The organism is Rickettsia philipii str. 364D (genome assembly GCF_000283995.1).
Taxonomy (GTDB): domain Bacteria; phylum Pseudomonadota; class Alphaproteobacteria; order Rickettsiales; family Rickettsiaceae; genus Rickettsia; species Rickettsia rickettsii.
The window spans coordinates 297638-323525 of the sequence record NC_016930.1 but is presented as its reverse complement, the minus strand read 5'-3'; the positions used below and the strand labels follow the sequence as shown (position 1 = coordinate 323525).

Genomic DNA, 25888 nt, shown 5'->3' with positions numbered 1-25888 from the left:
TGTGTGATTTTTGCTATTATTCTTTTCACTTAAGTAATTCAACCTGAAAATAATTAGATTTTACTTTCTATCTTTGCAGCCAATATAAAGTCGTTTTCCATAAGACCGTCGATTTTATGAGTCCATATTTCCACACTACATGCTCCCCAAGATATAGTTAAATCGGGATGCTGTGCTTCCTGCTCTGCAATTTCAGTTATCTTATTTGCAAATTCCATAGCTTTTATAAAATTAGAAAATTTATATTTTTTATAAAGAGGCCCTAATGCATTCACTTGCCACTCACTTTGTAATTGAACTAATAACTTATCAATTTCTTTTTTCTCAAGTGGCGGAACTCCACCCTCACATGGTATGCATCTTTTCTCACTGAATACTGTCATAGTTTTTTTCTATATCAAAGTTAAAATATTGATCTTTATAAGGCTCATCTGCAAGTTGTATAATGCCACCACTCAATTTTACATGCTTTAAAATTATGTTTTTGCATCTTAGAACATAAATAATTACGTTTTGCTAAATATTGCTTATCAATTAATTTACTATCATTAGGTAAAGCTTCATCAAATAAGTCAAAAGAAGTATACATGTCTACCGTATTGTCATCTAAAGAGGATTATAACACGCGTGTCTTTCAGCTTTCTCTTAATAATAACTTCAGAATTATTATTAACTTCCTTCTGAAGCTTTATTATTGATCAAGCTACAGTATTACTATGACTAGATCTTTCAGCTATATAACCTAATATAAAACATTTAGACTTATCTCTATATGGGTAAAAGCTTTCCTTATTTTTTTGATCAATATTATCTTTGCTCCATCTTAAAAAGGTTGTACAGCTTTTTGTGGCCTATATGCATATAATCAGTGAATAACCATCTTTTTGTATCTCAGCTTGGTACTGCTCTAAGAGCCTTAACAGCTTATATGGTTAAAATTGCTTCCGGTGCTTTATAACCATCTACCTTTTTACCAACAAAATTTTCATCTGAATAATAATGCATATTTTGAATAATTGTAGGGTCGATATCTTTCAGATACATGAACCCTTTAAGTAAGGATTTAGCATATATTGGAAGAAAGCTCATAAATATAAAAATTAAACTTGTTAAAATCAATTTCATAAAATGCTATGCTTTGTAAAGATTTCTAATTGATTTTATTTTGAGATATTTTTTAGTGCAAATCAAATCGTTTTAGAGATCTTCACAGAACCTAATATAAAATAGACTCCTTGGCATAATCTCTTTTCTAAAGGTCATTTGGATCTGGTACTCGAATCCTTACATAGATTTGGCTACGCTCCGGTTCTATGTTCTGTGCCTCCTTCAAATTCCTCTTTATAAAATAGGTTATGCAAGCAGTCTAATATTTATCTTATACAAAATTTTATTAAAAACTATGGCACTGTTAACTTAACAGTACTATAGTAAACTCACCCCCATTTTGTGCCAGGCACGAAGGTAGAGCCTATATATAATAGACGAGAGGATGAACAACGAAGCACAAAGTTCAAATCAGTTTACTATAGAACTGTCAAAAAGACGGATGAATGGTAGCGAGGGAGGGATTTGAACCCCCGACACACGGATTATGATTCCGTCGCTCTAACCAACTGAGCTACCCCGCCAGGGGAAAAGTGTTTATATAATTTGTTAAGGAGTGTCATTCTAGATAAAAGCGGTTGCATGGCTTGGAAAATGTACTTAGTGTCATACCGTGGCTTGACCACGGTATCCCAAAAAAATAACTTAAAATACTAATTAATTTAAATACTTTAAGCTGAATCCCACGATCAAGTCGCGGGATGATAATAAAAAATTGATCCATGCAACAATTGACTAGCAACTTCTCAAATTGTATCTTAACGTTTAGAGAATTGTGTTTTCTTACGTGCTTTACGTTGTCCGTATTTCTTACGCTCTACTACCCTAGAATCACGTGTTAAAAGACCACCTTTACGCAAAATAGCATGAAAATCCGGAGCAGATTTATCTAAAGCTTTAGAAATTCCATGTAAAATAGCACCTTTCTGTCCTGAAATTCCTCCACCTCTAACAGTACAAATTATATCATACTGATCAATAGTTTTTGTTAAGACAAACGGCTGTAAGATAGTTTTCACATAAGTTTCAGAAGGAAAATACTGGGCTATTGTTTTTTTATTAACAACTATTTTTCCTTTTCCTACTTTAAGCCATACTCGTGCTATAGCATTTTTTCTTTTACCTGTAGCATAAAACTTGCCTAAATTATCTATTTTTTCTTTAGGAGTTTTTAATACTAAAGGTTCTTTAGTTAACTGCTTTTCTACTTTTTCTGTTTTAATTTTTAACTCGGGCATATTCTATTACTTTTTATTTTTTGGATTTTGGCTTGCAAAATCATAAACAGTAGGTTGCTGTGCCATATGAGGATGATCACCATTTGCATAAACATACAAATTACTCATTTGCTTAGCACCTAAAGCATTTCTTGTAATCATTCTTTTTACGGCCATTTTAATAACTCTCTCAGGGTGTTTACCACTTAAGATTTTACCTGCCGTAGTATCTTTTATCCCACCTGGAAATCCTGTATATCTGTAATATATTTTTCCGTCTTTGGGATTTGCTTTTTTACCTGTTAAGTTTACATGCTCCGCATTTATTATGATTATATTATCACCACAATCTAAATGAGGTGTAAAGCTAGGCTTATGCTTGCCGCGTAGCATATTAGCAACTCTGCTAGCGAGTCGTCCTAGTACAATATTTTTTGCGTCTATGACCCACCATTTCTTTTCAATTTCCGATGGCTTTGCCGAGTAAGTTTTCACAATAGTATCTTTTTAATTAGAATTTAAAATTAAAGAATCAAGCAACATATTTAATAGCATTAATACCCGCTATCTGTCAAGCTAAATATAATTTATTTACTTCCAAAGATTATTTTTCTATCGGTAGAAAAATATAAATTATTATTTGCTCTTAGCCCATAATAACGAATATTTTTTATAATTTTGACAACATGAGGTATCATGTTTAATCCATTATTATCAACATCAAAACTATATAAAACACCGTTAACGGAAATAACATTTAAACTTCGCTTATTGTTATTATTAACTCCAACAAAAGGTACTAAAAAAGCAGCAGATTTTAGTTTCTTAGGATCTTGTCCATCATTTAAATCAGCTACAAACTTTACTTTCCCTGTTTCAGGATTAAATGCTGCTATTTGTCTAGCATTATTTGTTACAAATAGACTATTACCGATTAAAGACATTGATTGAATATCCTCGGCATTTACCTGCCAAATCACACTGCCGGTTGCTACATTAAGCTTAATAAGCTTACCAAGACCGGTTGCTATATACAGATTCATATTATCATGAACGGGAGTACATAAAATACTTGATTCGTCAAAATTCGGTATAGCTGTACGATCATTAAGATTTGTAAACTCAAAATTCCATTTTACTTCACCGTTTGTTATATTTAAGGCAAGTATTTGTCCGGAATTATAAGCTACTATTACATTATCATGCTGTACTATCGGCGTCATAAAATAACTAGCCGACAAAACTTCCGCTAGGCTTTCATGTTCCCATACGGTTTTTAAAGTTTCTGCATTTAAAGCAATAGTTTGATTACTGATAGTTTGCACTAAGACAGTATTATCATTGAGCACAATAGGCTTAATTCTAATAATATCCGGAAGTTCTTTTCTAATTAGTTCATAACCTGATTTTGCATCTAGCACTACTAACAACCTTGAACCGTATGTTACGTATAATTTTCCGTTATGGTGTAAAATTCCACCGCCTATATAATTATCTTTTTTATGTCTACTTAAATTATAAGACCAAATAATCTTATTTTTCTCTATAGAAAATGCAGAAATATTTGATCTAATATCCAATGCATAAATCATATCGCCTATAAAAACCGGCTCGGTAATCGTTTTACTTCTAGTGAAACTATACTGTTTATTCTTAAGCATATTTGCATTAAATGCATATATATTTGCATTAGAATCTAAATATATAGGCTCATGAGTCTGAATTGCTAATTTCGGAGTCAACTCAACAATATTTTTTACCCTTGTTGGTCCAAGCCCGTTACATGAAATTAAAATAAACGGTAATAACAGAAGTGCTATTTTTTTTGTCATATTTTTCCTTAAGTACGAATTATTATTTATTTAAATTTACAAGCAATGCTTTAGCCTGATCTTTTATTAGATCAGATACATTATTTGAAATTAATAAATTTTTTAGATTTTTTTCTGCTTGCGGTTTCATATTATTCTTAATATCCCACATAGCTTTTATAATAGTTGCTGTAGCCCAAAAAGGTTTTTTCTCATCATCAAAATAGTTTAAATATTTGGTCAATTTCTCTTTATCTTGAATATCTAGATTGTGATCATCAATAACAAGACTACACCATGAAATACGTGCATAAGAAGTAGAAATTTCGGAATATTCTTTATTTTCAATAATTTTATTAAGCAGGTCTTTCGCTTCTGAATATTTTTTTTTTGAAATCTTTATGGCTACTTGTTCTAATGCAGCTATTTCTTTGATTTTAGTATTACTAGTAGTAACTAAATTCTCTAAAGTATTAAAAGCTAATTCTTCATTATCTTTTATTGTTTCCAAACCAACAGTCTTAACAAGAATATCCCCGTTTTTTTGGTTATTTTTAATTCTTTTATCTTTATTATTATTAATAACAACCATTATAGTAATAGCTATTATAGCAATGATTATTATTATAGGTAAAAGCTTTTTGAAAAAAATTAACCTTTTTTCTTCATTTTGATCACTCAGTACTTCATCCAAAATATCAGTCATATTTTATTATTTTTATTTATTTTTACAGCCAAATTTAATCTTAGCATCTTCTGCCATTTTCTTGGATGCGGCAGTTCTATTAGTTGGAAATTCCTTATCAAACTTAGCAAGCATATTACATGCTTCCTGAGTTTTTTTTAGTTCGCCTAAGGAAAGTGCTAACTTCAATAACCCATCGGAAGATTTGGCCCCTTTCGGTAACTCTTTATAGCCTTTTAAATAGTTAACCGCTGCCCCGTTATAGTCTTTTTGTTTAAAAAAGCATTCCCCATACCAGAAATAAGCATTACTAATTAGCAAACTGTTAGGATATTTTTGGATAAAATTTTTAAACTTATCTTTTGCTTCAGTAAGTTTATTATCTTTATAAGCAGCAAGAGCCAAATCATAGGCTTGCTTATCAGGAGCTATATCCTTATTAACCGCAATAGGTTTTTTAGGCGCATTATCCGTCATATCTTTAAGCAAAGCTATATCAAAAACATCTTGTTTTTTTGAATCACCGGCTTCTAAAACTTCAGTATTTTCTTCTTGATTTGAAATATTTGAGTTCTGAGTTAGCATATCAATTTTATGCTGTAAAACCTCAACTTTACCGATTAGCCTTCTGATTTCTTGTTCCTGTTCATCTAGTCTATTTTCAAAATCATTATTTGCTACATATTTTAAAGGCTTTCCTTTAATAGTTTCGCTTTCTCCGAAAGAAAACATAGAAAATAAAAAAGTAAATAATAAGACAATCAGTTTCATATATTTTTTAAAAATTTATAATTTTTTTATAATACCGAAATTTTTTTAATATTCCACACAATTTTTTATATTTCAATACTACCGTCATATGTAAACGTTATTGTTATGGTGGTACCTTCATTTATCTTACTTTGCAAATCAAATTTACCGTTCATCAGTTCAACCAGCTTTTTAGTAAGCGGCAACCCAAGACCGGTACCTTCATATTTTCTACTAAGCTCACTATCAATTTGACCGAACGCCGATAAAGTTTTTGGGATATCTTTTTCCTCAATACCGATACCGGTATCTATAACTTTTATATATACTAATTTTGCTAACTCATCTTTTTCAAGTGCAATAGTAACACTGCCTCCGGAATTTGTAAATTTCACGGCATTTGATAAAAGATTTAAGAATACTTGTTTTAGCCTTTTTGGATCAGCCTTTATAACCACATGCTCTTTCGGTAATCTACTAATTAAAGCCACTTCGGCTTGATCGGCACGAGGCTTAACAAGTATCAGCGAAGAACGAATTAATTTATTTAAATCAAGATCTATACTATCTACTTTTAATTTATCGGCAGAAGCTTTAGAAAGATCTAAAATATCATTAATCATACTAAGCAAATGCTTACCGGCATCATTTATATCTTTAATATAATTTTTACTTTTTTCTTCATTTCTTTCCGACATAAGAATTTCCGAAAAGCCTATTATAGCATTAAGCGGTGTACGCAATTCATGACTAATATTAGCCAAAAACTTTGTATTTGAAGAGCTGGTTTTTTCTACTTTTACTATTTGAGCTTTTAAATTTCTATTTATTTCAAGCTGTTCCTCAATGATTTGTCTAGCATAGTTAGTATTACTAATAATTATAGTGCAGAATATTATAAAAATAATGATAAAAGTTATAAAAACCTTTTGCTCAAGAGAGGTTATATTTTGCCACTGGCTGGTAATATTAGTGTTAATCTCAAATACTGCATCTACGGGAAAATCTAAATTATTATTTATAACAGGGATATAGCTAGTAATAAAAGAAGCCTCTTCCACTGTTAAATCACTTTCATTTTCTATTACTACCCTTGGTAATAATATATGACTTGTAATACCTTCAAAAGCATCTCGAAGCGGAGCTTTTGAAGTAAAGGATTTTAAAAAAAATTTATCGATTTTTGCGGTAACTATCTCAACCAAACTATCATCTTTATAATTGTCTACACTATACATATGTAACATATTACTAGTGATGAATTTATTACCTTTGAGATCGTAGAGAGAAATATTAATATTAAGATTGGTGAACCATTGAGCGGTAATCTTTGCAAAATTAATAAAATCTTGATCTTGTAATAGTTTTAAATAATCGAATTTGTGTAATTTACTGATTACGTTCTGATGAGTATTCCAAATATTATCAGTGTAAAGTTCTACAATTTTAGTATGTTCCAAAGCCACTTGTTTTACTATCATTTCTTTTATCATAAAATAACGATAAAACATCATATTTATGACAATATTAAGAAACAATATAATGAATGACAATCTTACTATATACTTATTATGGTTCATTATAAGACCTAGTAGTTATTTTTAACTCAACTGATGTCATCCCTGCGGAAGGCTTGCTCGCATAACAAATCGTCATTGCTAGTGACTAAAAGGAGCGTGGCAATCTCATAAACCAGGGTGCCTGAGATCGCGTACGTACAAAACTTACAGTTTTTCCGTAGCTTATGACGAAGAATCTACCCATGCAGCAAAACCGAGAATGATATTATCCTCTCTACTTATCTTCTTGTTTAACTCTCTCTTTTGTTTCCAGCTTCTTATTAATAATCAACCCTGTAATTACATCATAAGCACGAGCAAATTGATAATCTTTTTTGTATAATTCCGATAATTCATTCTCTTCTTGTTTATTATTTTTGGCTTTTGTTGCTTTTTGGCTATCTTTGTTTTTTTCATTATCATTCTTCAAATAATTTTTTAAAGAACTCTCAGAAAAACGCTTATCTATTTTTTTCACTTCTGGATACTCAACTTTCGCCGGCTCAATTAAAATATCAGGCTCTATTCCTTCTGCTTGAATAGAACGACCGCTTGGGGTGTAATATTTAGATATAGTCAGTTTTACGGCAGCCCTAGAATTGATTTGCGTTAAAGCCTGAACTGATCCTTTACCGAAAGACTTAGTGCCAAGTATTATTGCTCTTTTATGATCTTGTAAAGCTCCGGCAACTATTTCCGAGGCAGAGGCAGAATTACCGTTTATTAAAACTATCATAGGTACTTTGGGAGCTTTTAACGAAAACTCATTTGCTTTAATTTCGCTATTACTTGATTTAGTTCTACCTTTTGTTGTTACAATTACACCGGAATCAATAAAATAATCACTAACAGCAATAGCTTGATCGAGTATACCTCCGGCATTATTACGTAAATCTAGCATTATACCTTTAAGGTCATCTTTACCCTCAGTTTTTAACTTCTTTACTGCTGCCTTCAGCTCAGAAATTGTTGACTCATTAAAAGTAGTTATACGTATATATGCAATATTATTTTTTTCTAAATGTGCTTTTATCGGCTTGATTTTTACTATTTCGCGAGTAAGCTCTAGCTCTTGCGGTTTTGCCTCTTCTTCCTTAATTATCAACAATTTAACCTTAGTACCAGGCTTACCACGCATCTCTTTTATAGCTTTATTAGGACCAAGCGTAGAGACTAACTCATCATTCACGCCTACTATATAATCCCCACCTTTAAGCCCTGCTTTGAAAGCCGGCAAATCGTCAATAGGCGATATTATCTTAATTGCTCCGCTATCATACATTATTTCAACACCGATTCCGCCGAATTCACCTTTTGTAAAAGTAAAAATATCTTCTAAATCCTCATCGGTATAATAGCTTGAATGGGGATCAAGTGAGTTTAACATACCGTTAATTGCTTCATCTATCATTTTTTGCCTATCGGGCACCTGTACATAAGCCTTTTCGATACGTTCAAATACTTCTTGAAATTGCTTATAAGCTTCCTGATTTGATATTTTATTTTCAGTTTCTTTTTCTCCTTCTGCAAATGCACAAATAGAATTTATAATAAAAAATAGTGTTATAATTAAACGTAATAACATAATACTCCAAATATGTGTGTTTTTTAAGCAAAGCGTCATTGTGAGGAAAATTACGAAGTAATGTGACGAAGCAATCTCAGGATATTTGACGAGATTGCCGAGTCGCCTACGGCTCCTCGCAATAACGATTAAATATCCAGCTCACTAATAATTTTATCCATTTTAACTAAAGCCTGTTCATAAATAAATTGAAATCTTTTTTCCGGCTTTTTACCCATTAAATCATCTACTATTTTATCAACATTTTGAACATCTTCTAAAGTTACCTTTAAAAGCGATCTTTTTTCCGGATGCATAGTAGTTTCCTTTAATTGTGCAGGCATCATTTCACCGAGACCTTTAAACCTACCTACTTCAATTTTAGCTTTACTAGCTTTTAATAATTTATCCGTTAACTTAGCTTTTTCCTCTTCATCGCCTGCATAATAAGTTTTATTAGACTGCGTTAAACGATAAAGCGGAGGCTTAGCTAGATATAAATGCCCCTCTTCTACCAATTTCGGCATTCGTAAAAAAAAGAAAGTCATTAATAGCGAAGCTATATGAGCACCGTCAACATCTGCATCAGTCATAATAATTATTTTTTCGTAACGCAGATTTTCTTTTTTATAATTCTTTAAACTACCGCAGGCAAGAGCTATTTCTAAATCTTGTATTGCTTGATTATTAACGATTTTCTCAAGCGTAGAACTCGCAACATTTAGAACTTTACCCCATAGCGGTAATACTGCTTGCGTTTCTCTATTACGTGCTTGTTTTGCAGAGCCTCCTGCCGAATCACCTTCTACAATAAATAATTCTGTCCCTTCAGGTGAAGTGCGTGTGCAATCGGCAAGTTTACCGGGTAAACGTAATTTTTGAGTGGCATTTTTACGGGAAATATTTTTTTCGTTTTTCTTACTGATTCTAAACTCAGCAATGCTAATTACATGCTCAAGTAAATTAGTAGCTAAAGCTTTATCGCTACTAAGAAAATGGTCAAAATGATCTTTTATTATATTCTCGACCGGTTTACTTACACCGTTTGATACTAATTTTTCCTTAGTTTGTCCTTGAAAAGACGGCTCAGCTATAAAAATAGAAAGTACGACACTTGTGGTTTCTAAAATATCCTCAATAGTTAGATTAGCAGCTTTTTTATTCCCTATCATTTCACCATATGCTTTAAGCCCACGTAAAATAGCTGACTTAAGTCCTTGCTCATGTGTTCCTCCTTGAGGAGTCGGAACAGTATTACAATATGATTGAACAAATGCCGCGCTATCGTTATTTTGCCAACAAATCGCCCATTCAAGTTTTATCCTGTCCGACGTAGACTCTATATTACCTGCAAAAATTCCTGGAATAACTAAATTATCTAAAGTTATTTTTGAACTTAAATAATCTTTTAAACCGTTCGGGAAACTTATTAATGCCTTTTTAGGTATATCTGACTGTACTTCTACTTCGCATACCCATTCTATAGTAACACCGCGATATAAATAAGCTTTTGACCTTGCAAGCTCATAAATCTTTTTAGGATTAAAATGTAATTTGTCACTAAAAATTTCCGGATCGGGAGTGAAATTTATTGATGTACCTCTTAGCCTTTTAGATGCTTCTTCACATATTAAATCAGTTAATTTTTCTCCTTTAGAATAACTTTGGCTATATAATTTACCTTGTTTATAAACCTTTATTTCTAAATGTTTAGATAAAGCATTTACTACCGATATTCCAACACCATGCAATCCGCCTGCAGTATGATAAACATTATTTGAGAATTTACCTCCTGAATGAAGAGTAGTTAAAATTACTTCTAAAGCTGATTTGTCAGGAAATTTAGGATGATTATCAATAGGGATACCGCGACCGTTATCAAATATAGTAATACTATGATCATGATGCATTTTTATCGTGATGATACTTGCAAAGCCGGCGACTGCTTCATCCATAGCATTATCCAGCACCTCAGATACTAAATGATGCATAGCATTTGAATCAGTACCCCCGATATACATCCCCGGTCTTTTACGAACAGGCTCAAGCCCCTCTAATACTTCAATATCTTTTGCACTATAGTTATTATCGACTAGCTTATTTTTCTTTTCTTTGTTAAAGCTGAATAAATCGCTCATATATTAGAGATTTAATTAATTATTTTCTCTCCTAAATTAAACTATTTAACATAGAAAAGCAATTAAGCTTTAAAGAAATTGTTTGAAAATGCTACGTAATTGCGAGGCAAAACTGTAAGTTTTGACGAAGCAATCTCAGGATTTTATACTATTTTATGAGATTGCCACGCTCCTTACAGTCGCTTGCAATGACGATAAAAATAATCTTATCAATATCCCTTAGCTTTGCTTAACATACAAGCTATGTTAGCGTTTCCTTGAGCTAATGCAATATCTAATGGATATTGGCACTCATCATTTAGAGTAGAAATGTTAATACCTCGTATGACCAAAAATTTTGCTAAATAGTAATTATCGTTATAAATAGCAGCAGTTAGTAATGTCTCACCGCTTCTACCTTTTTCTTGCAATATAGGATAAACGTCAAGTAACGCACGCAACCCAAAAAGATTGTTTCTATCCACTGCTCTAAAAGCATTCTCTACTGCACTACAATAAGATAGATTGGCATAAATATCTTTCTTTTTATTTGTATCATTATCATATTTAATAAAACTCTCTACAACTTTTCTTCTTTCGGCACTTGCTATCCATTCTGCTTTCTTTTGGAACAGCTCTATATATGCATACATATCCATCTGCTCTAAAGTCTCCTGCTCTGTTAGTTTACCAAGCACTATATCATCATCAGGTAAAAGTAACATTTGTGTTTCATCTTTAACAAATTTTGTTACCAACTCCGATGTTTCATTATTTACGTTATTATCTTGTTTTTGAATCGTGACATTTGGAGAGCTTGCCGGAGGTGATTTCTCTTGATTATTTGTAGTTTGATTATTATTAATTTGTAAAGGCTGAAGTTGATTCAGCTTCACTACAACAACGGGTATAAGCGGCGTATTCCAATCTTGTTTTTTTGGGACATCTGAAACAGCTACAAATGTCTCTTGCGAGTTATTGAGTTCTGCTGAAGAATCGGTTGTAGGAATTACTTTAGACGGATTAGTAACGGGTGTATTTGGGCTAGTCGGTGTTATAGGCTGTGTAGAAGGTTGATTTGTAGGCATTACCGAAGGTGCAGGTACATTACTAGGTACTGCCGGAGGTACTGTTGTCGGCATAGTACTTGATGTATTATCTTGGGTTACCGGCGGGCTAACCACAGGCGGAGAAACAGCAGGTATATTAGTTATAGAGGGCGGTGCTATCGGTGCTACGCTTTCTTCCTCTTTATTAGCATCAGGAGGGGGATTAAGCGGAATAGGCTTATGCACAGGCGGCAAATTGGTTGGTGTATATATTTGCACCGGTCGCTGCGGAGGCACTAAATAACTTCCTGCTTGAGCCGGAGGCATAGATACTATCGGTCTCGGTACGTTAGGAATTATAATATTAGAAGCTAAATTTGTATCATTATGCTCATTAGAAGCAACTTGTGCTTCATGCATTTCATTACTTGTAACACTAGGTAACGTTGCACTACCAATATCTATAAAAGGTTCAGATGCCTCGGCTTCATTAGATTCCTGAATGTCATGAGAAGCTAAATTTACACTACTTTCATGACTGGGATTTGTATGAACGTTATCACTTGTAGCACTAGGCAATGCTGTATTACCGACATCTATAAACGGCTCAGCTTGTTCATTGTCATTAGGCTCTTGGGAAGCTAGCTTTGGTTCTTCTTGATGGGCTGCTTTAGTTTGTTCATTTGCTTGTTTAGGGTGTATATCTTTCTTTTTTGGTTTACTAAAAAATTGTTTAAATTTATCAAAAAAAGAAATATCGGCACTAGAGCGAACATCCTTATCTTTATTATCTACTTCGGCAGCCGGTAATGATGGCGGTAAGGGCGGAGGTGAAGCATAACTTTGAACTATCACTAATAATAGATTTATAAAAAATAATATCTTACATAATTTATTTAACATATAATTCCTTATTAAATAATTTATTTGATAGCAGGAGGTTGTTCGATGTCATTCCTGCGAAAGCAGGCATCCAGGGTAAAGCGAGATAAATCGAGCTTTTAATATTAAAACTTACTGTGTATATACCTTTTAATTGTTGGATTCCCGCTTCCGCGGGAATGACATAAACAAGCCATACACCTCCCCCGCTTTTAGCTAGCAATGACATTCACTCCCCTACCTCTTACTATTCTGCACCAATTTCTTTATCTCAATCTCTACTAACTCTTTAACAAGTACAGGTAGATTTTGATCAAGCCAAGCTTTAAGTTCTGGTTTTAACATCTCAACGACTAATTCTTCAAGTGCATTTTTAGATGAGATATTATTATCCAGCTTTTTATCTTTAATAGTATTAGTAAAATTTTTAAAAATATCACCTACCTCTTCAGCAGATTTAGTTGATATTAACTTTTCTTCTTCATCTTGATTTACTATTTCCGTTAGCTCTAATACATCTTCATCTTCGCTATCATTTTCATGAATAGGATTTTTACGCTCGTTTATTACTCCTTTAATCGCTTTTAATATGTCTTCTATCGACATATCTTGGTTCTTTTTATTGTCCTTACTCACGTTAGAAACCTATAAACATTTTCTTTTTAATAGTCTTAAACTCTTCTTCAGGACTAAAATATTTTACTTTAAGTTTTAAACTTTGAGCCGTTAGCTCGCCGGTTAACAATTTCATTTGATATGCCGCAAGTACTGAAGATTTATACGCATCCACACGAGTTATTTTTGCTTCGTATAATTTTTCTTCGGCAGTTAAAACATCTAATATTGTTTTAGATCCGACTATTTCCTCTTGCACAGTACCGTCATATGATATTTGAGCAGCATCCACTCCTTGATTAGCGGCAACAATACGAGATTGTGCTGCTTCAAATCCCTCCCACACGCTTACAACCCCTGCTTGGGTCTGCTTTATCACATTATCAAGCTGAACTGCACTATTTCTTGTTTGATTTTTAGCCGATCTGATTCTTGAATATTGAGCTCCTCCCTCAGGATAAATAGGGATATTTACCGAAAGAGTAGTAGTGTAGCTTCTATTATTTATAGCATTTACATTTCTAGCATTTATATCACCTTGTGGATTGTAGTATGTTCTACCGGATTGCAGTTGCACACTTACTTGCGGTAATAATTTCCCTTTTTCTGCCATTTCTAAAGCTTTAGCCGCAGTTACATTATGCCTTGCCGAATCAATATCAGGATTGAGTTTAGCAGCTCTTCCAGTTAACTCATCTAATGAAGCAGGTAACATTTTAGGTAACTCAGGCATAGTTATATTAGTCGGCTCTATTCCAAATACTCTAATAAAATTTGCTTTTTTTCCTTGAAAATCGGCATAAGCAGCTAGTTTATTCGTTTCTGCTGCTGCAAGCCCCGCTCTTGCGGTTGCTATATCTACTTCCGTTGCTTCTCCAAGTCTTAATTTTTCCTCAACGGTGTTAACTTGTTGTATGTTAGTGCGAACTCTACTTTCGGAAATATCATATTTCGCTTTGCTCTCAACACAATCAAGATACGCAGTTATTAAATTTAATAATATTTTTTGTTCACCGGCATAATATGCACCCCGTGCAGCTCTAAATCCTGCTTGAGCAGCTTTAAGAGCCGCAACGCTAGAACCACCATTAAATAGAGACTGTTGAATTGTTAATGCACCTTGATCACTATCTGTTTCCCTTGGAGTGAGACCAAGCCTATCAGCATATTTTTTATTATATTTAGTCTTATTATGTTGTCTATTAATCTGTAATCCGACACTAGGCATAAACCCCGAAAAAGCTCGCGGAAACTGCTCAATCGAGTCTAAAAACTTAATTCTAGCAGCTTTCAGCTCCTCATTATTCTTATATCCTTCAGTTAAAGCTCCCTGCAAATCAACTGCTGCAACCGAACTAGTTAGTAATAATGTAACAATAAATGTAATTAATTTACGCATAAATTTCTTGAATAATTGATAATATGTTAGTTAGATTAGTTTAATCTTTCAAGAATATACCTATATCCTAATAAAACAATATAAATCTATTGTAGCAATGTTAGCACGTAATATAACAAAAATTAATCTCAAGGACAATGATAACTATTTTACATTTTATTTTACGGTTATAAAGCTTTAAGATTAATTAATATTTGATAACAAAATAAAATTTTATGTCTATAATTGATTTTTCTAGTTTCAGCGGATTAAATAAAGAATAACAAAGACTTTTAATAAAATTAAAAGGTTTTACCAAATCTTTGAAAATGAATGTAAAAGATTTAGAAGATCTTATTTTATATTTTACAAAATTCTTTAATGAATTATCTCACACTGAAAATATCGATGTAGCGACAATAGAAAAACTTTTTAATAGGACAATCCAAGAATCTATAACTACTTTATCTGAAGCGCTTTAGAAAGCATCTCAAGAACAGTTAAAAAACAAAAGATATATTTTTATTTGACAGGATTATTGTAGAAAAATGTTTAAATGTTTTAGAACACATTTTATTTCAGCAAGAATGAGATAAACTCTATCCTGGAGCTTCTAAAAAAATTATAGAATCATTAGACAATATATTAGTCGGGGTTATATCGACTCAAATACCGATGCTTGGAATATTTATACAAACAAGAGGAATACTTGAAAAAGTAAATAATCTTATTGACTCTGAAAAAATTATTGCCCAAAATAACAAAATTGCATAATGATATAAAAGAAATAAGGAAAGAAGCTAAATCTCATGAGAAGCTTGAAAACATCTATGAAAAAGCCAAAAAAGTTGCTACAATTTCAGAAATATCAAAAGAACCGACTCGAAAAATTATTGAAATAGCAAATAAAAACCCTAATAACCAAGCTTCACTAGAGAATATTGTAAAAGCTACTAAAGCTATACCAAAAAGCAAAGATGAAGTAGAAGAAAAAATAACAGAACTAAAAAGTAATATTGAAAGTGCAATGCCACAAGATACAAATATTGACAAATTAAACTCTGTAAAGAATACTATTTCTGGTAATCTAAATGAAGCTAAAACAGAATTATTAAAAGTATTACATCCGGAAGCTTCTTGTAGCGAAAAGATAGAATCCTTATGTAAAGCAGCAGAAAAAGCTACGAAAATTGCAAGCGACATAAAAAAAATAGTAGGAGTAATACCAGGAAGTCAAGAACTCGGAAATGTTATAAGTCTCACAATAAAAACTAACTTATTACCGCCTCCGGTCTTAGCAATTGCAAAGCTAACTCCTGATATAGCTAACTTAGTTAATATAGGTAAAGCAGTGGTTACTATACTTTCTAAAACACACAACTTAACTCAACAACAAGGAAGAGCAAAATAGTGTCTAATTCTAATACTCATATTTTAATTGCCATAGGTTGCTTATTAGCATTATTATTAATATTTTTAATGTATAAGAAAATAGCAGCACGTAAAAACAATATATTACCTGCTGCAGGAGGTAATATTGATGATTCGCCAAATGTGGCACTTAATAGTCAAACACCAGAAAATAAAAAGCTGACATTACAAGAAAGAATAGAACTATCTTGGCAATTCCTTTATAATATCACGGAAGTTATTTTAAATAAATTCTCTAAAGAAGATGTTATTCAAGTGAATAAATGCGGTCAAGTTTTATTTGAAAATGGCGTTAGATATGAACATGTAGTCGATCTTGCAATTCCTCAAGTTAAGTCTCATACTCAAACAGTTGAACAAGAACAATCTAAAGGGAAAAAAGCCTTAGGGGTATAACTCTTTTCTTTGAAAAGTAGTATTTTATACTTTTCTTTAAAGCATGTTTAAAATCAATTATGTTTTTTATCCTTTACTTATATACTAATATAACTATTTAGGCGTTTATTCCTAAATAGTAATTTTTTAGGAATAAACTCCAATTAAGTTAGATTATAAAAGGCAGCATTCTTAGCTAAATAGGTAAATTTTATTTAAACTATGTCTAATATATATCTTGTTACTATATCGTTTAATAAAAGTAAGCAATTCTTATTATTGGCATTTACTTTGTAGTTTTATCGGTTCTTTATACCAAAACGGTAATATATTAAATAATGGAGAATTTTTAGTCTTACAAAAAATAAATTGGTTTTTTATGCAGTAATGCCTAATAAAGATGCTTTGCATGCTTCACATTTAAGCTATCATGCATTGAAAGATAAAGATGCATTAGAGCAATTGGGCGTAATAATTAGTTATAAAATAACAGCAGACTATGTTAGTGCAACACCTATTGATATAGAAAAAAATATTGAAAATGCAAAATTTCTCTATTTATATCCTATTTCATGGTCAAAAGCTTATGAAGAGCAGCTTATATTACGTACAGATGAGGGGCGATATCTACCTTTATATATAATAAATGATAAAGACCAATATCTCGGAGGAACAATTACTTCTTGGCCAAATGATTATGCGGCGGCTTACAGCTTATGGCTTTCAAGCTATAAACATTAGAACCTTTAATGAAAAAACAATTAGCAGCATTAGATAGTGATATTTCTATAAAAGGAAGAAAAATGAGTAAGCGAATACAAAAATGTTTAAAAAAGAAAGTTTTTTATCCTATAGCAGCACCGGTATCAGGAAACTCCTATGCACGTTCTAATTATTCAAATTGTCCATCTTGTAAAAAAGATTGGCAATTCAAAACAACATTTCATGAAATATTTGATTATAAATGTAATAAATGCCTTTTATTAGGTTAGGAACTTCATAGTTAGCTTTTTGTTGCCTAGAGATACCTTACATATTCTTAATATAATGCCGGTTTAAACAAATCCGTTAACTTGATGCTCCCAGAATTCCTTAAAAGTGCCGTCTTCTACGATCTTGCCTTTATCCATAACAATAATTCTATCCATATGCTTGATAGTAGATAATCTGTGGGCTATAGCAATTGTTGTGACATTCTCAATATCAAGCATGGTATTCATAGATTTTTGTACTTCTTGCTCTGTATGGCTATCAAGGCTTGAAGTTGCTTCATCTCAAACCAAAATCGGAGCGTTTTTAAGAATAGCACGGACAATTGCTATACGTTGCCTCTGTCCACCACTTAGCTTTACTCCTCTCTCACCGACAATGGTGTTATATTTTTCCGGTAAACTTTCGATAAATTCATAAATATTTGCAGCTTTGGCGGCATTTTCTATTTCCCAAGGCAAAGCATTCTCTTTTGCATATCCGATATTCTTACCTACTGAGCGATGAAAAAGCATAATATCTTGAGGAATTAATGATATCTGCGCCCACAGGCTGTCAAAGGAAGTATCGTAAAGGCTTTGGTTATCGATTATAATATCGCAAATTCCGGCTTAAAATTTTTCAATAATAATGCAATTAAAGTGGCTTTACCGCTACCTGAATTCCCGACAATACCCACTTTCTCACCGGCTTTAATATACAAATTAAGAGACTGGAATACACTACTCCCCTCTTTATAAGCAAACGATATATCCTTAAATATAATCTCCCCTTTGAAGATTTTTAATTCAGCAGCATTTTTTATCTATAGTATCTTGTGGGATTTGCATGATTGTAAAGGCGGAGCGAAACGCTGCTATATCTTCTAAAAAGTCTTTAAGTTCCATAGTGGCATGCCACAAATTTTCAGTAACTAAAAAAGTAAGGGACATAATAAAAGCAATATCGCCGATACTAATTTCACCAAGATTACGTTAAATGAATTACATACACAAATACACCTATATACCCAATATACTAAACTGAGTATTATACAAATAATTAAATCATATTTGTAATATTTTTGTTAGAGGATGTACATTATGGTAATAATCATTTACTTTATTTAATTCTCGCTGCTTTGCTACAAATGAAAAAATAGTAAAGATGTTTATAATACAATCAGCTACCAAGAATCTTGCTTATCTTGTTCCATTGTAGCAAGTTTAGTAAAAAACTGTAAAGCAAGCTGTAAGTCAATAGCCATAAAGGTACTAATGACAACAAATACTTTAATATTAGTAAGACCCAGTACAATACCGGAAAGCAAGGTAATTAATAACGGTTTGCTTAATTGATACTCGATTGCTTGGTGCATTTTATAATAATTATCACCTATGCCCCGTACTCTTCCAACGATAGAACCGGAAAGGTTATTTTGAAAATAAGTATACGGCAAATTAAAACAGTGATTACATATTTTATGCATCATGCCTTGAAAGATATGAGGCATTGCTTTAAGTTGTGCAAAGTTATGAGCACGCCAAGCACCATCAAGTATAGCTTGTGCTGCTACAAACCATATTATCGGTTTATAACTTTGAGCAAATATAATCTTTTCATTGTGGGTAAATAAATCAAGCAAAAGCTTTACGGCATAATTATATATAATAGGATGAAAGCAGGCCCAAGCATCATAACAAAATACCAATATTTATAAGGCTTTATAACAGACCATAAAAAAGAAACAGAATAAGTTTTGATTTTCATAAGTTGAGAAATGTATTTTATTCTGAGATAAAAGCGGCCTTATTACATGGCCCGTTTCATATCATACCTGCGTTCCCTTGTTGCATGACTCTTATGTCATTCCCGCAAAAGCGGGAATCCAGTACCTTAAAGCTTTATTTGAAAAGTAAAATTTATCAAAAAATCTTGGTCTAAAAGATTTGTTTGGAAAGCTCGCTGTATCTCGCTTTACCCTAGATTCCCGCCTTCGCGGGAATGACATCGATCCTTAAGTTGTCACCCATGTGCGATCAACGGAATGACATTATTGTAGATAATCTATTAATATATTAGTATCAAAGGTAGCTTTCATTCGTTCCACTCATTACATAATTTAGCCTGATATTCTACACTATCTAGATTTTTATCTTTCCAGAGTTCAAAAGCGTTTTCAAATGCCTTATTATTGTGATCATTACTAGCAATGTAACTAGTTAAAGCTTGCCCAATAATTTTATCTCTTGATATTTTTTTCTTGGATAGTTTATCTAGAATTTTAATTTGCGAATCAGCTATATTAATAATAGTTCTCACATAATCTCCTTAGAATTTTTTCCTAATTAGGATATCATATCCCTATGATACGTATTATTATCTTATATCATCCTTTAGATTTAAAAGCTACAAATATTTCTCATTCTCTTCTTTAACCACAGCTATTAACTGCTCAACCGATAATACTTCTTGGGCAGTAGTTCCAAGCCTTCTAATCGCTACTTGTTTATTTTCTTGCTCTTGTTTACCGATTACTGCAATCATCGGTATTTTTTGATTAGAAAACTCACGAATCTTATAGTTAATTTTATCAGGTGAGATATTAAAATCCGTTCTTACCCCGTTATCAATTAAAGCTTTCTGCACTTCCAAAGCGTAATCGTTCAAATCGCTGGTAATAGTTGCAATAGCAACCTGCACTGGTGCAAGCCAAAGCGGAAACCTACCTGCATATTCTTCGATCAATATACCAATAAAACGCTCAAGTGAGCCAAGGATCGCTCTATGTAGCATTACGGGTCTTTTTTTCTCTCCGCTTGCTGCAACATAGCTAGCGTCTAACCGCTCCGGCAAAACAAAATCCATCTGAAGCGTACCGCATTGCCATTGCCGCCCTATCGCATCGGTTAATACAAACTCAAGCTTCGGACCGTAAAATGCCCCCTCGCCTGGGTTTAGTGTATAAGTAAACCCTGCTTGTTCTACTGCTTCTTTTAAAGCATTCTCAGCCTTATCCCAAACTTCATTGCTCCCTGCTCTGATTTCAGGACGATCAGAGAATTTTACCTTTATATCAGTAAAGCCGAAATCCTTATAAACTTCAGTCAGTAATTTACAAAAACTAACCGTTTCATCGGTAATTTGTTCCGCAGCACAAAATATATGTGCATCGTCTTGCACTAAACTCCGCACTCTCATTAAACCGTGCAATGCACCGGATGCCTCATTACGATGGCACAAACCAAACTCCGACATACGAAGAGGTAAATCACGATAACTCTTGATACCTTGTTTGAAAATCTGCACGTGGCAAGGGCAGTTCATCGGCTTCAAAGCTAATGTCTTGTCGTCTGTTTCTAACGCAAACATATCATCACGAAACTTTTCCCAATGTCCTGAAGCCTCCCAAAGGCTTTTATCGACCAAAACAGGAGTCTTAACTTCGGTATAACCGTTTTTACGAATCTTTTTCCTAATATACTGCTCAATGGTATTATATATACTCCAGCCTTTATCATGCCAAAATACCATTCCTTGAGCTTCTTCTTGGAAGTGGAATAAATCAAGCTCACGCCCAAGCTTTCTATGATCACGCTTTTCGGCTTCTTCAAGCATCAATAGGTAACTATCTAGCTGCTCCTTCGTGGCCCAAGCAGTGCCGTATATACGCTGCAACATCTCATTACGACTATCACCTCGCCAATACGCTCCTGCAACTTTCATCAACTTAAAATGCTTAACAACCCCTGTAGAAGGAGCATGCGGACCTCGGCATAGATCAATAAAATTACCTTGCCTGTATAAAGTAATTGGCTCACCTGCCGGAATTGAAGCAATAATTTCGGCTTTATAATGCTCTCCTATCGATTTAAAAAACTCTACGGCTTTATCCCTATCCCATAGCTCTCTTGTTACTTGCTCGTTCTTTTGTGAAAGTTCTTGCATTTTAGCTTCTATAACGGCTAAATCATCATTGGTAAAAGGTTTATCACGAGCAAAATCGTAATAATAACCGTTTTCAATTGCAGGACCAATCGTTACCTGAGTTTCAGGGAATAGTTCCTTTACTGCTTCTGCTGTTAAATGTGCCGCATCGTGCCTTATTATCTCGAGACATTCAGGATCTTTCGCAGTTAAAATACGAAGCTTGCAATCATTGTCAATTACGATACTTAAGTCTTGAAGCTCACCGTTTATTTCAGCAACCATTGCTGCTTTAGCAAGTGACATTGAAATTGCATTTGCTACTTCATAGGCGGTAATGTTTTTTGCAAATTGTTTTATACTCCCATCGGGAAAGGAAATATTAATCATTCTTTTATAACTTATTTTTTCTTCAAATTTTTTACTTGTAGACCTTATCTCGTAGCTCTTATTTCATTCCTGCAAAAGCAGGAATGACACTTAGACTACTTGCTTTCTTGATCTATCATAGCCATGGCATTTATAAATTCTAATACTCTTGCATCACTAAGGATCTGATCAATAGCTTTATCGTTAAAGGTTAGTCCGGCGTCTTTACTTTTTACATCCACTACTAAAGATTCACCGTCTTTTAATTCAGAATTTTTACTAAAAACTTCTATTGCCCTAAAGCCGTATTGCTTTATTATTGAAGATTGTTTTCCTAGATTTAAAGCAAATTCCTTAGAATCTTCTATTTTATTAAGCACCGGTACAATAGCATTATTAGTATAATGCACAAAATTATTTATAACCACACTCGGATCCGATAATTTTATTACGCTTTCTAGATTCAGAGGATTATCTATACTAGGCATATCAATATCAATAGCAAAATTAAAATCATCCATTACAAGATTAGTTTTACCGGATAATTTTTTTGCTTCAGGATCAAACTCACCTTTTAAATTAAATTCGGAATTATTTATTTTTGCAAAAACACCCATTACTCTTTCTCCATCTTCTTGAGTAATAGGGCTAGTTAGTTTAAAAAATTTATCTAACTCAGCTCTTTTGTTTAAACCATTACTAAAGTAGCTTCCTAAAGCTTCAGCTGCCGTTTTTTGGTATGTTTCAGAAGGTTCTATAGTAGATTTAATATTTAAAGCAAAATCAAAAATTTTATCTTTTTCTATATTTAATTTATATAAATTACTTTCTACTTTTCCTTTTCTTTCAATATCACAAGCAAATAAAAACGGCTTACCTTTTACTAATTCTCCTAACATCTGCATAAAAATAACAGCATACATATTCTCATCTTGCCTTTGATCTAGAGAAAAATTTTGAATTAATAATTTCCCAAGAGCTACTAACTCATCACTATATTTTAGTTTTAATTTGGAATTGTAAGAAATAGGTAAATTCAATATATCTAACTTTGTCAAACCATACTCAAAGAAAGCAGTATCAGAGTCATTAGCTATTTGATCTCTCAAAAATTCAAAAATTTTATCATATAAATTTCTTCTGTAATTTTCAGAAATAAAAGAAACAGTATTTTTTCCATCCAAAATTAACAAATTAAGGTTATCCGATGTCTTAGTATTAGTAATTACAGAATTACTAATATCACTCTCTGCTAATTTTTCTGCATCTAGAGAACTATAAAGAGTTGATTTATTGTCACTCAAGCTTAATTTCCAATAATCAGGCTCTCTATTAAACAAAGATTTTCTAAACCAAATTGTTGTATGATGATCAGGTGAGTAAAAAATATTTTTTTCATCTTGAGCGGTAGTAATTTTTACATTATTTCCGTAAGAATCAATTTTTGTAATATTCAAAAACGGTATATGTCTAATAACTATTTCATCACAATAAAAATCTATAGGTTTTAACATTACTTTATTTAAAGTAACACTAAATCCATATTTATTAACTTTTATTGCATCATAAGTTATATATTCTTCATATTTATCAAGAATAGAGATAATATTTTCTTTACTTTGATGTTCAAATTTATAGGCAGCATATCCCCACCCTACTAGGATTAGCGCTATAAAGCTTATTATAATAAATCGTATTTTCATCTTTTTTACTGTAAAAAATTATTAAAAATCAATGTTGTTCCTGCGTAGACACCTAATCGTCATTGCGAGCAGCAGTAGGCTGCGTGGCAATCTCGTCAAATATCCTGAGATTGCTTCGTCAAGTACTTCGTAATTTTCCTCGCAATGACGCAAAACTGAACTTTGTAATAAAACCTTAAACAGTCCAAAATAGCATATATCGCTTAAAAAATATATTTATTTTTCTTTTAAACGATCAGCTATTAGCTGATATGATTCAAAAACCTTATGTGGTTCTTTTTCAAGCAATTCAAATCCCAATTTTTCATTACTGTTAATATGCCATAATCTACAATTATCCGGACTAATTTCATCAGTTAACATAATGATAGATTCTGCACCGTTAAACACACGCCCAAATTCTAATTTACACTCAACAAGCCGAATCCCGACACCGATAAATAAGCCGCTTAGAAAATCATATATACGCAAAGCCTGCTCTTTTACCGCTTTAATTTCATCCCTAGTTAACCAGCCGAAATTTAATATTTGATACTCATTAACTATCGGATATTTAAATTCACGACTTCGGACCTTAAAATCAATGATAGGTTTATCAAATACATACCCTTCATCAATTCCGAATTCTTTTACAAATCTACTGCACGCTACTGATGATATTATTACTTGTATCGGGAAAACCTCAACATATTGAATTAATTGCTCCCTCATATTTATTTTTTCGATAAAATGATTTTCAATGCCGATCATTTCCAGTTTATCCATTAGAAAGGAAGAAATATTATTATTAAGTACTCCTTTACCTGATATATCAACAATCTCACCTGTTTCTAAAATAGCCTTATCGGAAAAAGCCATTATAAGTAAAAAATCTTCTTCAGCAGAATATAAAATTTTACTTGAACCTTCATATAATTTTTTTTTCATTTATTTGTCTCAAAATTCATTTTCCTCGTCATTGGGAGAAAATTACAAAGTAATTGACGAAGCAATCTCAGGAGCTTGTTATTATTTCATAAGATTGCTACGCAGCCTACGGCCGCTCGCAATGACGACTCTGGTATCCACACAAGCATATCATTAAAATCCCTGAAGATCATTCGGACCGATAATTGCCGACGTAATAGTACCACTAAATATTTTATTTGCCGTATTAATAATATCATCAGCTTGTATGCTCATGATAATTTCCATAATCTCTTCAGGAGAAAGATATTGACCGAAAACAGAATAATTTTTACCTATTTCTTCTGACTTATAGGTATTTTTCTCTTGAGCCATTTGTAAATTACTACGTAGTTGTGTTTTAGCTCTAAGAATCTCTTCTGTGCTGACTTGTTCAGTCATTTTTATTATTTCGTTTTTAATCTCTCTATATAATAATTCTAATTTATCATGTGCAGTGGATGCATAAATTGTAAACACTCCACTATCAAAATAAGCACTATTATAACTACCTACTGCATATGCTAAACCTAATTTCTCACGAATACTTTGAAATAAACGCGATGACATACCGCCACCGAATATTATAGAAAGTAGATGGGTTTGGTAAAGCTTTTCTAAATTAATATATGATGTACCTTCAAACCCTAGCACTAAACTAGTTTGCTCTAACTCCTTATTAATAAAGCCGTGTCCGCCTATGTATTTTGCTGGAATAAAGCTACTTTTTACTCCTTGCTTCAAAGAAGAAAATAACTGTTCCGCTATAATTACTATTTTATCATGATCAATATTACCGGCAATTGATAAATAGAGATTTTCAGCATTATAATGTTTATCTATAAAATTAAAAAAATGTTCTTTCGTAAAAGTTGCAAGGGTTTTAGCAGTACCTAAGATTGACTTACCCAATTGTTGTTCTCTATAAACTTTATTATAAAATTTCTCATATACTAGGTCATCTGGATTATCCTGATGATGAGCAATTTCCTGCATGATCACCTGATATTCCTTAGCTATTTCCTCATCAGAAAAAATAGAATTTTGAATTATATCGGCAAGTATATTAAGTGCTTTATCACAATTTTCAGACAAGACTCGTGCATAATATACCGTATTCTCATGACCGGTATAGGCATTAAAATGTCCGCCTATAGAGTCAAACGCTTCCGCTATCTGTTTTGCCGTTCTAGTTTTTGTACCTTTAAAAGCCATATGCTCAAGAAAGTGAGATATGCCATCCTCTTCTACATTCTCATAACGTGCTCCAACTTTAGCAATTAAATTTATTGCTACTGAATTAACATAAGGCATATTATATGTTAAAATTGTCAAACCGTTTTTTAATTTACTAACATTAAAATTTTCTTTCATAATTTATCTTTTATTTTCTAAATCGTCATTGCGCGGAGATGTATAGCATCGACGTGGCAAT

At 32.5% G+C, this 25888-nt stretch carries 31 protein-coding genes and 1 tRNA gene; 5 read left to right on the top strand and 27 right to left on the bottom strand.

The annotated features are described in order from the left end of the window. Positions 1-53: 53 nt before the first annotated feature. The 17 genes from RSA_RS01630 to RSA_RS01555 form a co-directional block, all read right to left on the bottom strand. Complete coding sequence (locus tag RSA_RS01630) at positions 54-383, bottom strand: 4a-hydroxytetrahydrobiopterin dehydratase (RefSeq protein ID WP_014364507.1); 330 nt, start codon at positions 381-383, stop codon at positions 54-56. A gap of 44 nt (positions 384-427) precedes the next feature. After that, positions 428-589 (bottom strand): M15 family metallopeptidase, encoded by a 162-nt coding sequence (locus RSA_RS01625; RefSeq protein WP_014364506.1) that lies wholly within the window; start codon positions 587-589, stop codon positions 428-430. Between the two features lie 335 nt (positions 590-924). Continuing rightward, the gene (locus tag RSA_RS01620; RefSeq protein ID WP_010976975.1) at positions 925-1125 is read right to left on the bottom strand and encodes a hypothetical protein; all 201 of its coding nucleotides are present in this window, start codon (positions 1123-1125) and stop codon (positions 925-927) included. Between the two features lie 429 nt (positions 1126-1554). Beyond that, a tRNA-Met gene (locus RSA_RS01615) sits at positions 1555-1631 on the bottom strand. Positions 1632-1666: 35 nt separating this feature from the next. Beyond that, positions 1667-1831 (bottom strand): hypothetical protein, encoded by a 165-nt coding sequence (locus RSA_RS08300; RefSeq protein ID WP_155105196.1) that lies wholly within the window; start codon positions 1829-1831, stop codon positions 1667-1669. A gap of 34 nt (positions 1832-1865) precedes the next feature. Next, entirely contained in the window at positions 1866-2345 is a 480-nt protein-coding gene (rpsI, locus tag RSA_RS01610; RefSeq protein ID WP_012736490.1) for a 30S ribosomal protein S9, read from the bottom strand. A 6-nt stretch (positions 2346-2351) separates the two neighbouring features. Continuing rightward, on the bottom strand, positions 2352-2819 hold the full coding sequence (gene rplM, locus RSA_RS01605) for a 50S ribosomal protein L13 (protein WP_012150529.1): 468 nt from the start codon (positions 2817-2819) through the stop codon (positions 2352-2354). Between the two features lie 92 nt (positions 2820-2911). Next, positions 2912-4156: an outer membrane protein assembly factor BamB gene (locus RSA_RS01600; protein ID WP_014364505.1), complete on the bottom strand. Its 1245-nt coding sequence runs from the start codon at positions 4154-4156 to the stop codon at positions 2912-2914. Positions 4157-4178: 22 nt separating this feature from the next. After that, the gene (locus RSA_RS01595; protein WP_014364504.1) at positions 4179-4841 is read right to left on the bottom strand and encodes a DUF2659 family protein; all 663 of its coding nucleotides are present in this window, start codon (positions 4839-4841) and stop codon (positions 4179-4181) included. A 12-nt stretch (positions 4842-4853) separates the two neighbouring features. Then, entirely contained in the window at positions 4854-5591 is a 738-nt protein-coding gene (gene ybgF / locus RSA_RS01590) for a tol-pal system protein YbgF (RefSeq protein WP_014362838.1), read from the bottom strand. 65 nt (positions 5592-5656) lie between these two features. Beyond that, positions 5657-7150 carry a sensor histidine kinase gene (locus RSA_RS01585; protein WP_014364503.1) on the bottom strand — a complete coding sequence of 498 codons (1494 nt, stop codon included), beginning with the start codon at positions 7148-7150 and terminating at the stop codon, positions 5657-5659. Positions 7151-7364: 214 nt separating this feature from the next. Then, entirely contained in the window at positions 7365-8714 is a 1350-nt protein-coding gene (locus RSA_RS01580; protein ID WP_014364502.1) for a S41 family peptidase, read from the bottom strand. A gap of 128 nt (positions 8715-8842) precedes the next feature. Continuing rightward, positions 8843-10831, bottom strand: coding sequence for a DNA topoisomerase IV subunit B (gene parE, locus RSA_RS01575; protein ID WP_014364501.1), 1989 nt, complete (start codon positions 10829-10831; stop codon positions 8843-8845). 209 nt (positions 10832-11040) lie between these two features. Beyond that, the gene (locus tag RSA_RS01570; RefSeq protein WP_014364500.1) at positions 11041-12762 is read right to left on the bottom strand and encodes an ankyrin repeat domain-containing protein; all 1722 of its coding nucleotides are present in this window, start codon (positions 12760-12762) and stop codon (positions 11041-11043) included. Further along, positions 12752-12970, bottom strand: coding sequence for a hypothetical protein (locus RSA_RS09255; RefSeq protein ID WP_014364499.1), 219 nt, complete (start codon positions 12968-12970; stop codon positions 12752-12754). The genes RSA_RS01570 and RSA_RS09255 overlap by 11 nt, the downstream gene beginning before the upstream one ends. Positions 12971-12978: 8 nt before the next feature. Further along, complete coding sequence (locus RSA_RS01560; RefSeq protein ID WP_014364498.1) at positions 12979-13377, bottom strand: DUF2497 domain-containing protein; 399 nt, start codon at positions 13375-13377, stop codon at positions 12979-12981. A gap of 1 nt (position 13378) precedes the next feature. Then, positions 13379-14755 carry a TolC family protein gene (locus tag RSA_RS01555; RefSeq protein ID WP_014364497.1) on the bottom strand — a complete coding sequence of 459 codons (1377 nt, stop codon included), beginning with the start codon at positions 14753-14755 and terminating at the stop codon, positions 13379-13381. A gap of 302 nt (positions 14756-15057) precedes the next feature. Here RSA_RS01555 and RSA_RS10440 point away from each other — a divergent pair, with 302 nt between their 5' ends. From RSA_RS10440 to RSA_RS01535, 5 genes are all read left to right on the top strand, one after another. Beyond that, positions 15058-15216, top strand: coding sequence for a hypothetical protein (locus RSA_RS10440; RefSeq protein ID WP_155813319.1), 159 nt, complete (start codon positions 15058-15060; stop codon positions 15214-15216). Positions 15217-15500: 284 nt separating this feature from the next. Then, the gene (locus tag RSA_RS10435; protein ID WP_014364495.1) at positions 15501-16145 is read left to right on the top strand and encodes a hypothetical protein; all 645 of its coding nucleotides are present in this window, start codon (positions 15501-15503) and stop codon (positions 16143-16145) included. After that, on the top strand, positions 16145-16561 hold the full coding sequence (locus RSA_RS01545; protein WP_012150515.1) for a DUF2660 domain-containing protein: 417 nt from the start codon (positions 16145-16147) through the stop codon (positions 16559-16561). Before RSA_RS10435 ends, RSA_RS01545 begins: the two co-directional genes overlap by 1 nt. A 366-nt stretch (positions 16562-16927) precedes the next feature. Next, positions 16928-17281, top strand: coding sequence for a DUF2310 family Zn-ribbon-containing protein (locus RSA_RS08290; protein WP_196792867.1), 354 nt, complete (start codon positions 16928-16930; stop codon positions 17279-17281). 8 nt (positions 17282-17289) lie between these two features. Next, on the top strand, positions 17290-17532 hold the full coding sequence (locus RSA_RS01535) for a DUF2310 family Zn-ribbon-containing protein (RefSeq protein ID WP_041472324.1): 243 nt from the start codon (positions 17290-17292) through the stop codon (positions 17530-17532). 63 nt (positions 17533-17595) lie between these two features. On the opposite strand, the gene RSA_RS01530 is transcribed toward RSA_RS01535, so the two are convergent. The 10 genes from RSA_RS01530 to RSA_RS01490 all read right to left on the bottom strand — a co-directional run bounded on the left by RSA_RS01530 (position 17596) and on the right by RSA_RS01490 (position 25827). Then, a complete protein-coding gene (locus tag RSA_RS01530; RefSeq protein ID WP_012262273.1) occupies positions 17596-17760 on the bottom strand; it encodes a multidrug ABC transporter permease in 165 nt (54 codons plus the stop codon). 54 nt (positions 17761-17814) lie between these two features. Further along, a complete protein-coding gene (locus tag RSA_RS09930; RefSeq protein ID WP_269208631.1) occupies positions 17815-18069 on the bottom strand; it encodes an ATP-binding cassette domain-containing protein in 255 nt (84 codons plus the stop codon). Positions 18070-18119: 50 nt separating this feature from the next. Then, a complete protein-coding gene (locus RSA_RS09925) occupies positions 18120-18233 on the bottom strand; it encodes an ATP-binding cassette domain-containing protein (protein WP_014364493.1) in 114 nt (37 codons plus the stop codon). Positions 18234-18318: 85 nt separating this feature from the next. Next, positions 18319-18462 carry a hypothetical protein gene (locus RSA_RS09250; RefSeq protein WP_196242469.1) on the bottom strand — a complete coding sequence of 48 codons (144 nt, stop codon included), beginning with the start codon at positions 18460-18462 and terminating at the stop codon, positions 18319-18321. A gap of 233 nt (positions 18463-18695) precedes the next feature. Beyond that, positions 18696-19154, bottom strand: coding sequence for a multidrug ABC transporter ATPase (locus tag RSA_RS07150; RefSeq protein ID WP_231284244.1), 459 nt, complete (start codon positions 19152-19154; stop codon positions 18696-18698). A gap of 452 nt (positions 19155-19606) precedes the next feature. Next, complete coding sequence (locus tag RSA_RS01510) at positions 19607-19831, bottom strand: hypothetical protein (RefSeq protein ID WP_014364492.1); 225 nt, start codon at positions 19829-19831, stop codon at positions 19607-19609. Positions 19832-19918: 87 nt separating this feature from the next. Beyond that, a complete protein-coding gene (gene thrS / locus RSA_RS01505) occupies positions 19919-21826 on the bottom strand; it encodes a threonine--tRNA ligase (RefSeq protein ID WP_014364491.1) in 1908 nt (635 codons plus the stop codon). Between the two features lie 95 nt (positions 21827-21921). Beyond that, positions 21922-23508 carry a hypothetical protein gene (locus RSA_RS01500; RefSeq protein ID WP_014364490.1) on the bottom strand — a complete coding sequence of 529 codons (1587 nt, stop codon included), beginning with the start codon at positions 23506-23508 and terminating at the stop codon, positions 21922-21924. 216 nt (positions 23509-23724) lie between these two features. Beyond that, positions 23725-24435, bottom strand: a complete 711-nt coding sequence (locus tag RSA_RS01495) for a phosphoribosylaminoimidazolesuccinocarboxamide synthase (protein ID WP_014364489.1) — start codon at positions 24433-24435, stop codon at positions 23725-23727. Positions 24436-24588: 153 nt separating this feature from the next. Beyond that, a complete protein-coding gene (locus RSA_RS01490; RefSeq protein ID WP_014364488.1) occupies positions 24589-25827 on the bottom strand; it encodes a M16 family metallopeptidase in 1239 nt (412 codons plus the stop codon). Positions 25828-25888: the final 61 nt, after the last annotated feature.

What these genes read in the sequence shown, in the direction of transcription:
- RSA_RS01600 (WP_014364505.1), bottom strand. Translation starts at nt 4,156, where the DNA reads ATGACAAAAAAAATAGCACTTCTGTTATTACCGTTTATTTTAATTTCA.
- ybgF (WP_014362838.1), bottom strand. Translation starts at nt 5,591, where the DNA reads ATGAAACTGATTGTCTTATTATTTACTTTTTTATTTTCTATGTTTTCT.
- RSA_RS01530 (WP_012262273.1), bottom strand. Translation starts at nt 17,760, where the DNA reads ATGAATACCATGCTTGATATTGAGAATGTCACAACAATTGCTATAGCC.
- parE (WP_014364501.1), bottom strand. Translation starts at nt 10,831, where the DNA reads ATGAGCGATTTATTCAGCTTTAACAAAGAAAAGAAAAATAAGCTAGTC.
- RSA_RS09255 (WP_014364499.1), bottom strand. Translation starts at nt 12,970, where the DNA reads ATGTCATTGCTAGCTAAAAGCGGGGGAGGTGTATGGCTTGTTTATGTC.
- RSA_RS01620 (WP_010976975.1), bottom strand. Translation starts at nt 1,125, where the DNA reads ATGAAATTGATTTTAACAAGTTTAATTTTTATATTTATGAGCTTTCTT.
- RSA_RS01490 (WP_014364488.1), bottom strand. Translation starts at nt 25,827, where the DNA reads ATGAAAGAAAATTTTAATGTTAGTAAATTAAAAAACGGTTTGACAATT.
- RSA_RS01570 (WP_014364500.1), bottom strand. Translation starts at nt 12,762, where the DNA reads ATGTTAAATAAATTATGTAAGATATTATTTTTTATAAATCTATTATTA.
- RSA_RS01625 (WP_014364506.1), bottom strand. Translation starts at nt 589, where the DNA reads ATGTATACTTCTTTTGACTTATTTGATGAAGCTTTACCTAATGATAGT.
- RSA_RS01555 (WP_014364497.1), bottom strand. Translation starts at nt 14,755, where the DNA reads ATGCGTAAATTAATTACATTTATTGTTACATTATTACTAACTAGTTCG.
- RSA_RS01580 (WP_014364502.1), bottom strand. Translation starts at nt 8,714, where the DNA reads ATGTTATTACGTTTAATTATAACACTATTTTTTATTATAAATTCTATT.
- RSA_RS01630 (WP_014364507.1), bottom strand. Translation starts at nt 383, where the DNA reads ATGACAGTATTCAGTGAGAAAAGATGCATACCATGTGAGGGTGGAGTT.
- RSA_RS08300 (WP_155105196.1), bottom strand. Translation starts at nt 1,831, where the DNA reads ATGGATCAATTTTTTATTATCATCCCGCGACTTGATCGTGGGATTCAG.
- RSA_RS01495 (WP_014364489.1), bottom strand. Translation starts at nt 24,435, where the DNA reads ATGAAAAAAAAATTATATGAAGGTTCAAGTAAAATTTTATATTCTGCT.
- RSA_RS01500 (WP_014364490.1), bottom strand. Translation starts at nt 23,508, where the DNA reads ATGAAAATACGATTTATTATAATAAGCTTTATAGCGCTAATCCTAGTA.
- RSA_RS01535 (WP_041472324.1), top strand. Translation starts at nt 17,290, where the DNA reads ATGAAAAAACAATTAGCAGCATTAGATAGTGATATTTCTATAAAAGGA.
- RSA_RS01585 (WP_014364503.1), bottom strand. Translation starts at nt 7,150, where the DNA reads ATGAACCATAATAAGTATATAGTAAGATTGTCATTCATTATATTGTTT.
- RSA_RS08290 (WP_196792867.1), top strand. Translation starts at nt 16,928, where the DNA reads ATGCCTAATAAAGATGCTTTGCATGCTTCACATTTAAGCTATCATGCA.
- RSA_RS09250 (WP_196242469.1), bottom strand. Translation starts at nt 18,462, where the DNA reads ATGTCCCTTACTTTTTTAGTTACTGAAAATTTGTGGCATGCCACTATG.
- RSA_RS01595 (WP_014364504.1), bottom strand. Translation starts at nt 4,841, where the DNA reads ATGACTGATATTTTGGATGAAGTACTGAGTGATCAAAATGAAGAAAAA.
- rpsI (WP_012736490.1), bottom strand. Translation starts at nt 2,345, where the DNA reads ATGCCCGAGTTAAAAATTAAAACAGAAAAAGTAGAAAAGCAGTTAACT.
- thrS (WP_014364491.1), bottom strand. Translation starts at nt 21,826, where the DNA reads ATGATTAATATTTCCTTTCCCGATGGGAGTATAAAACAATTTGCAAAA.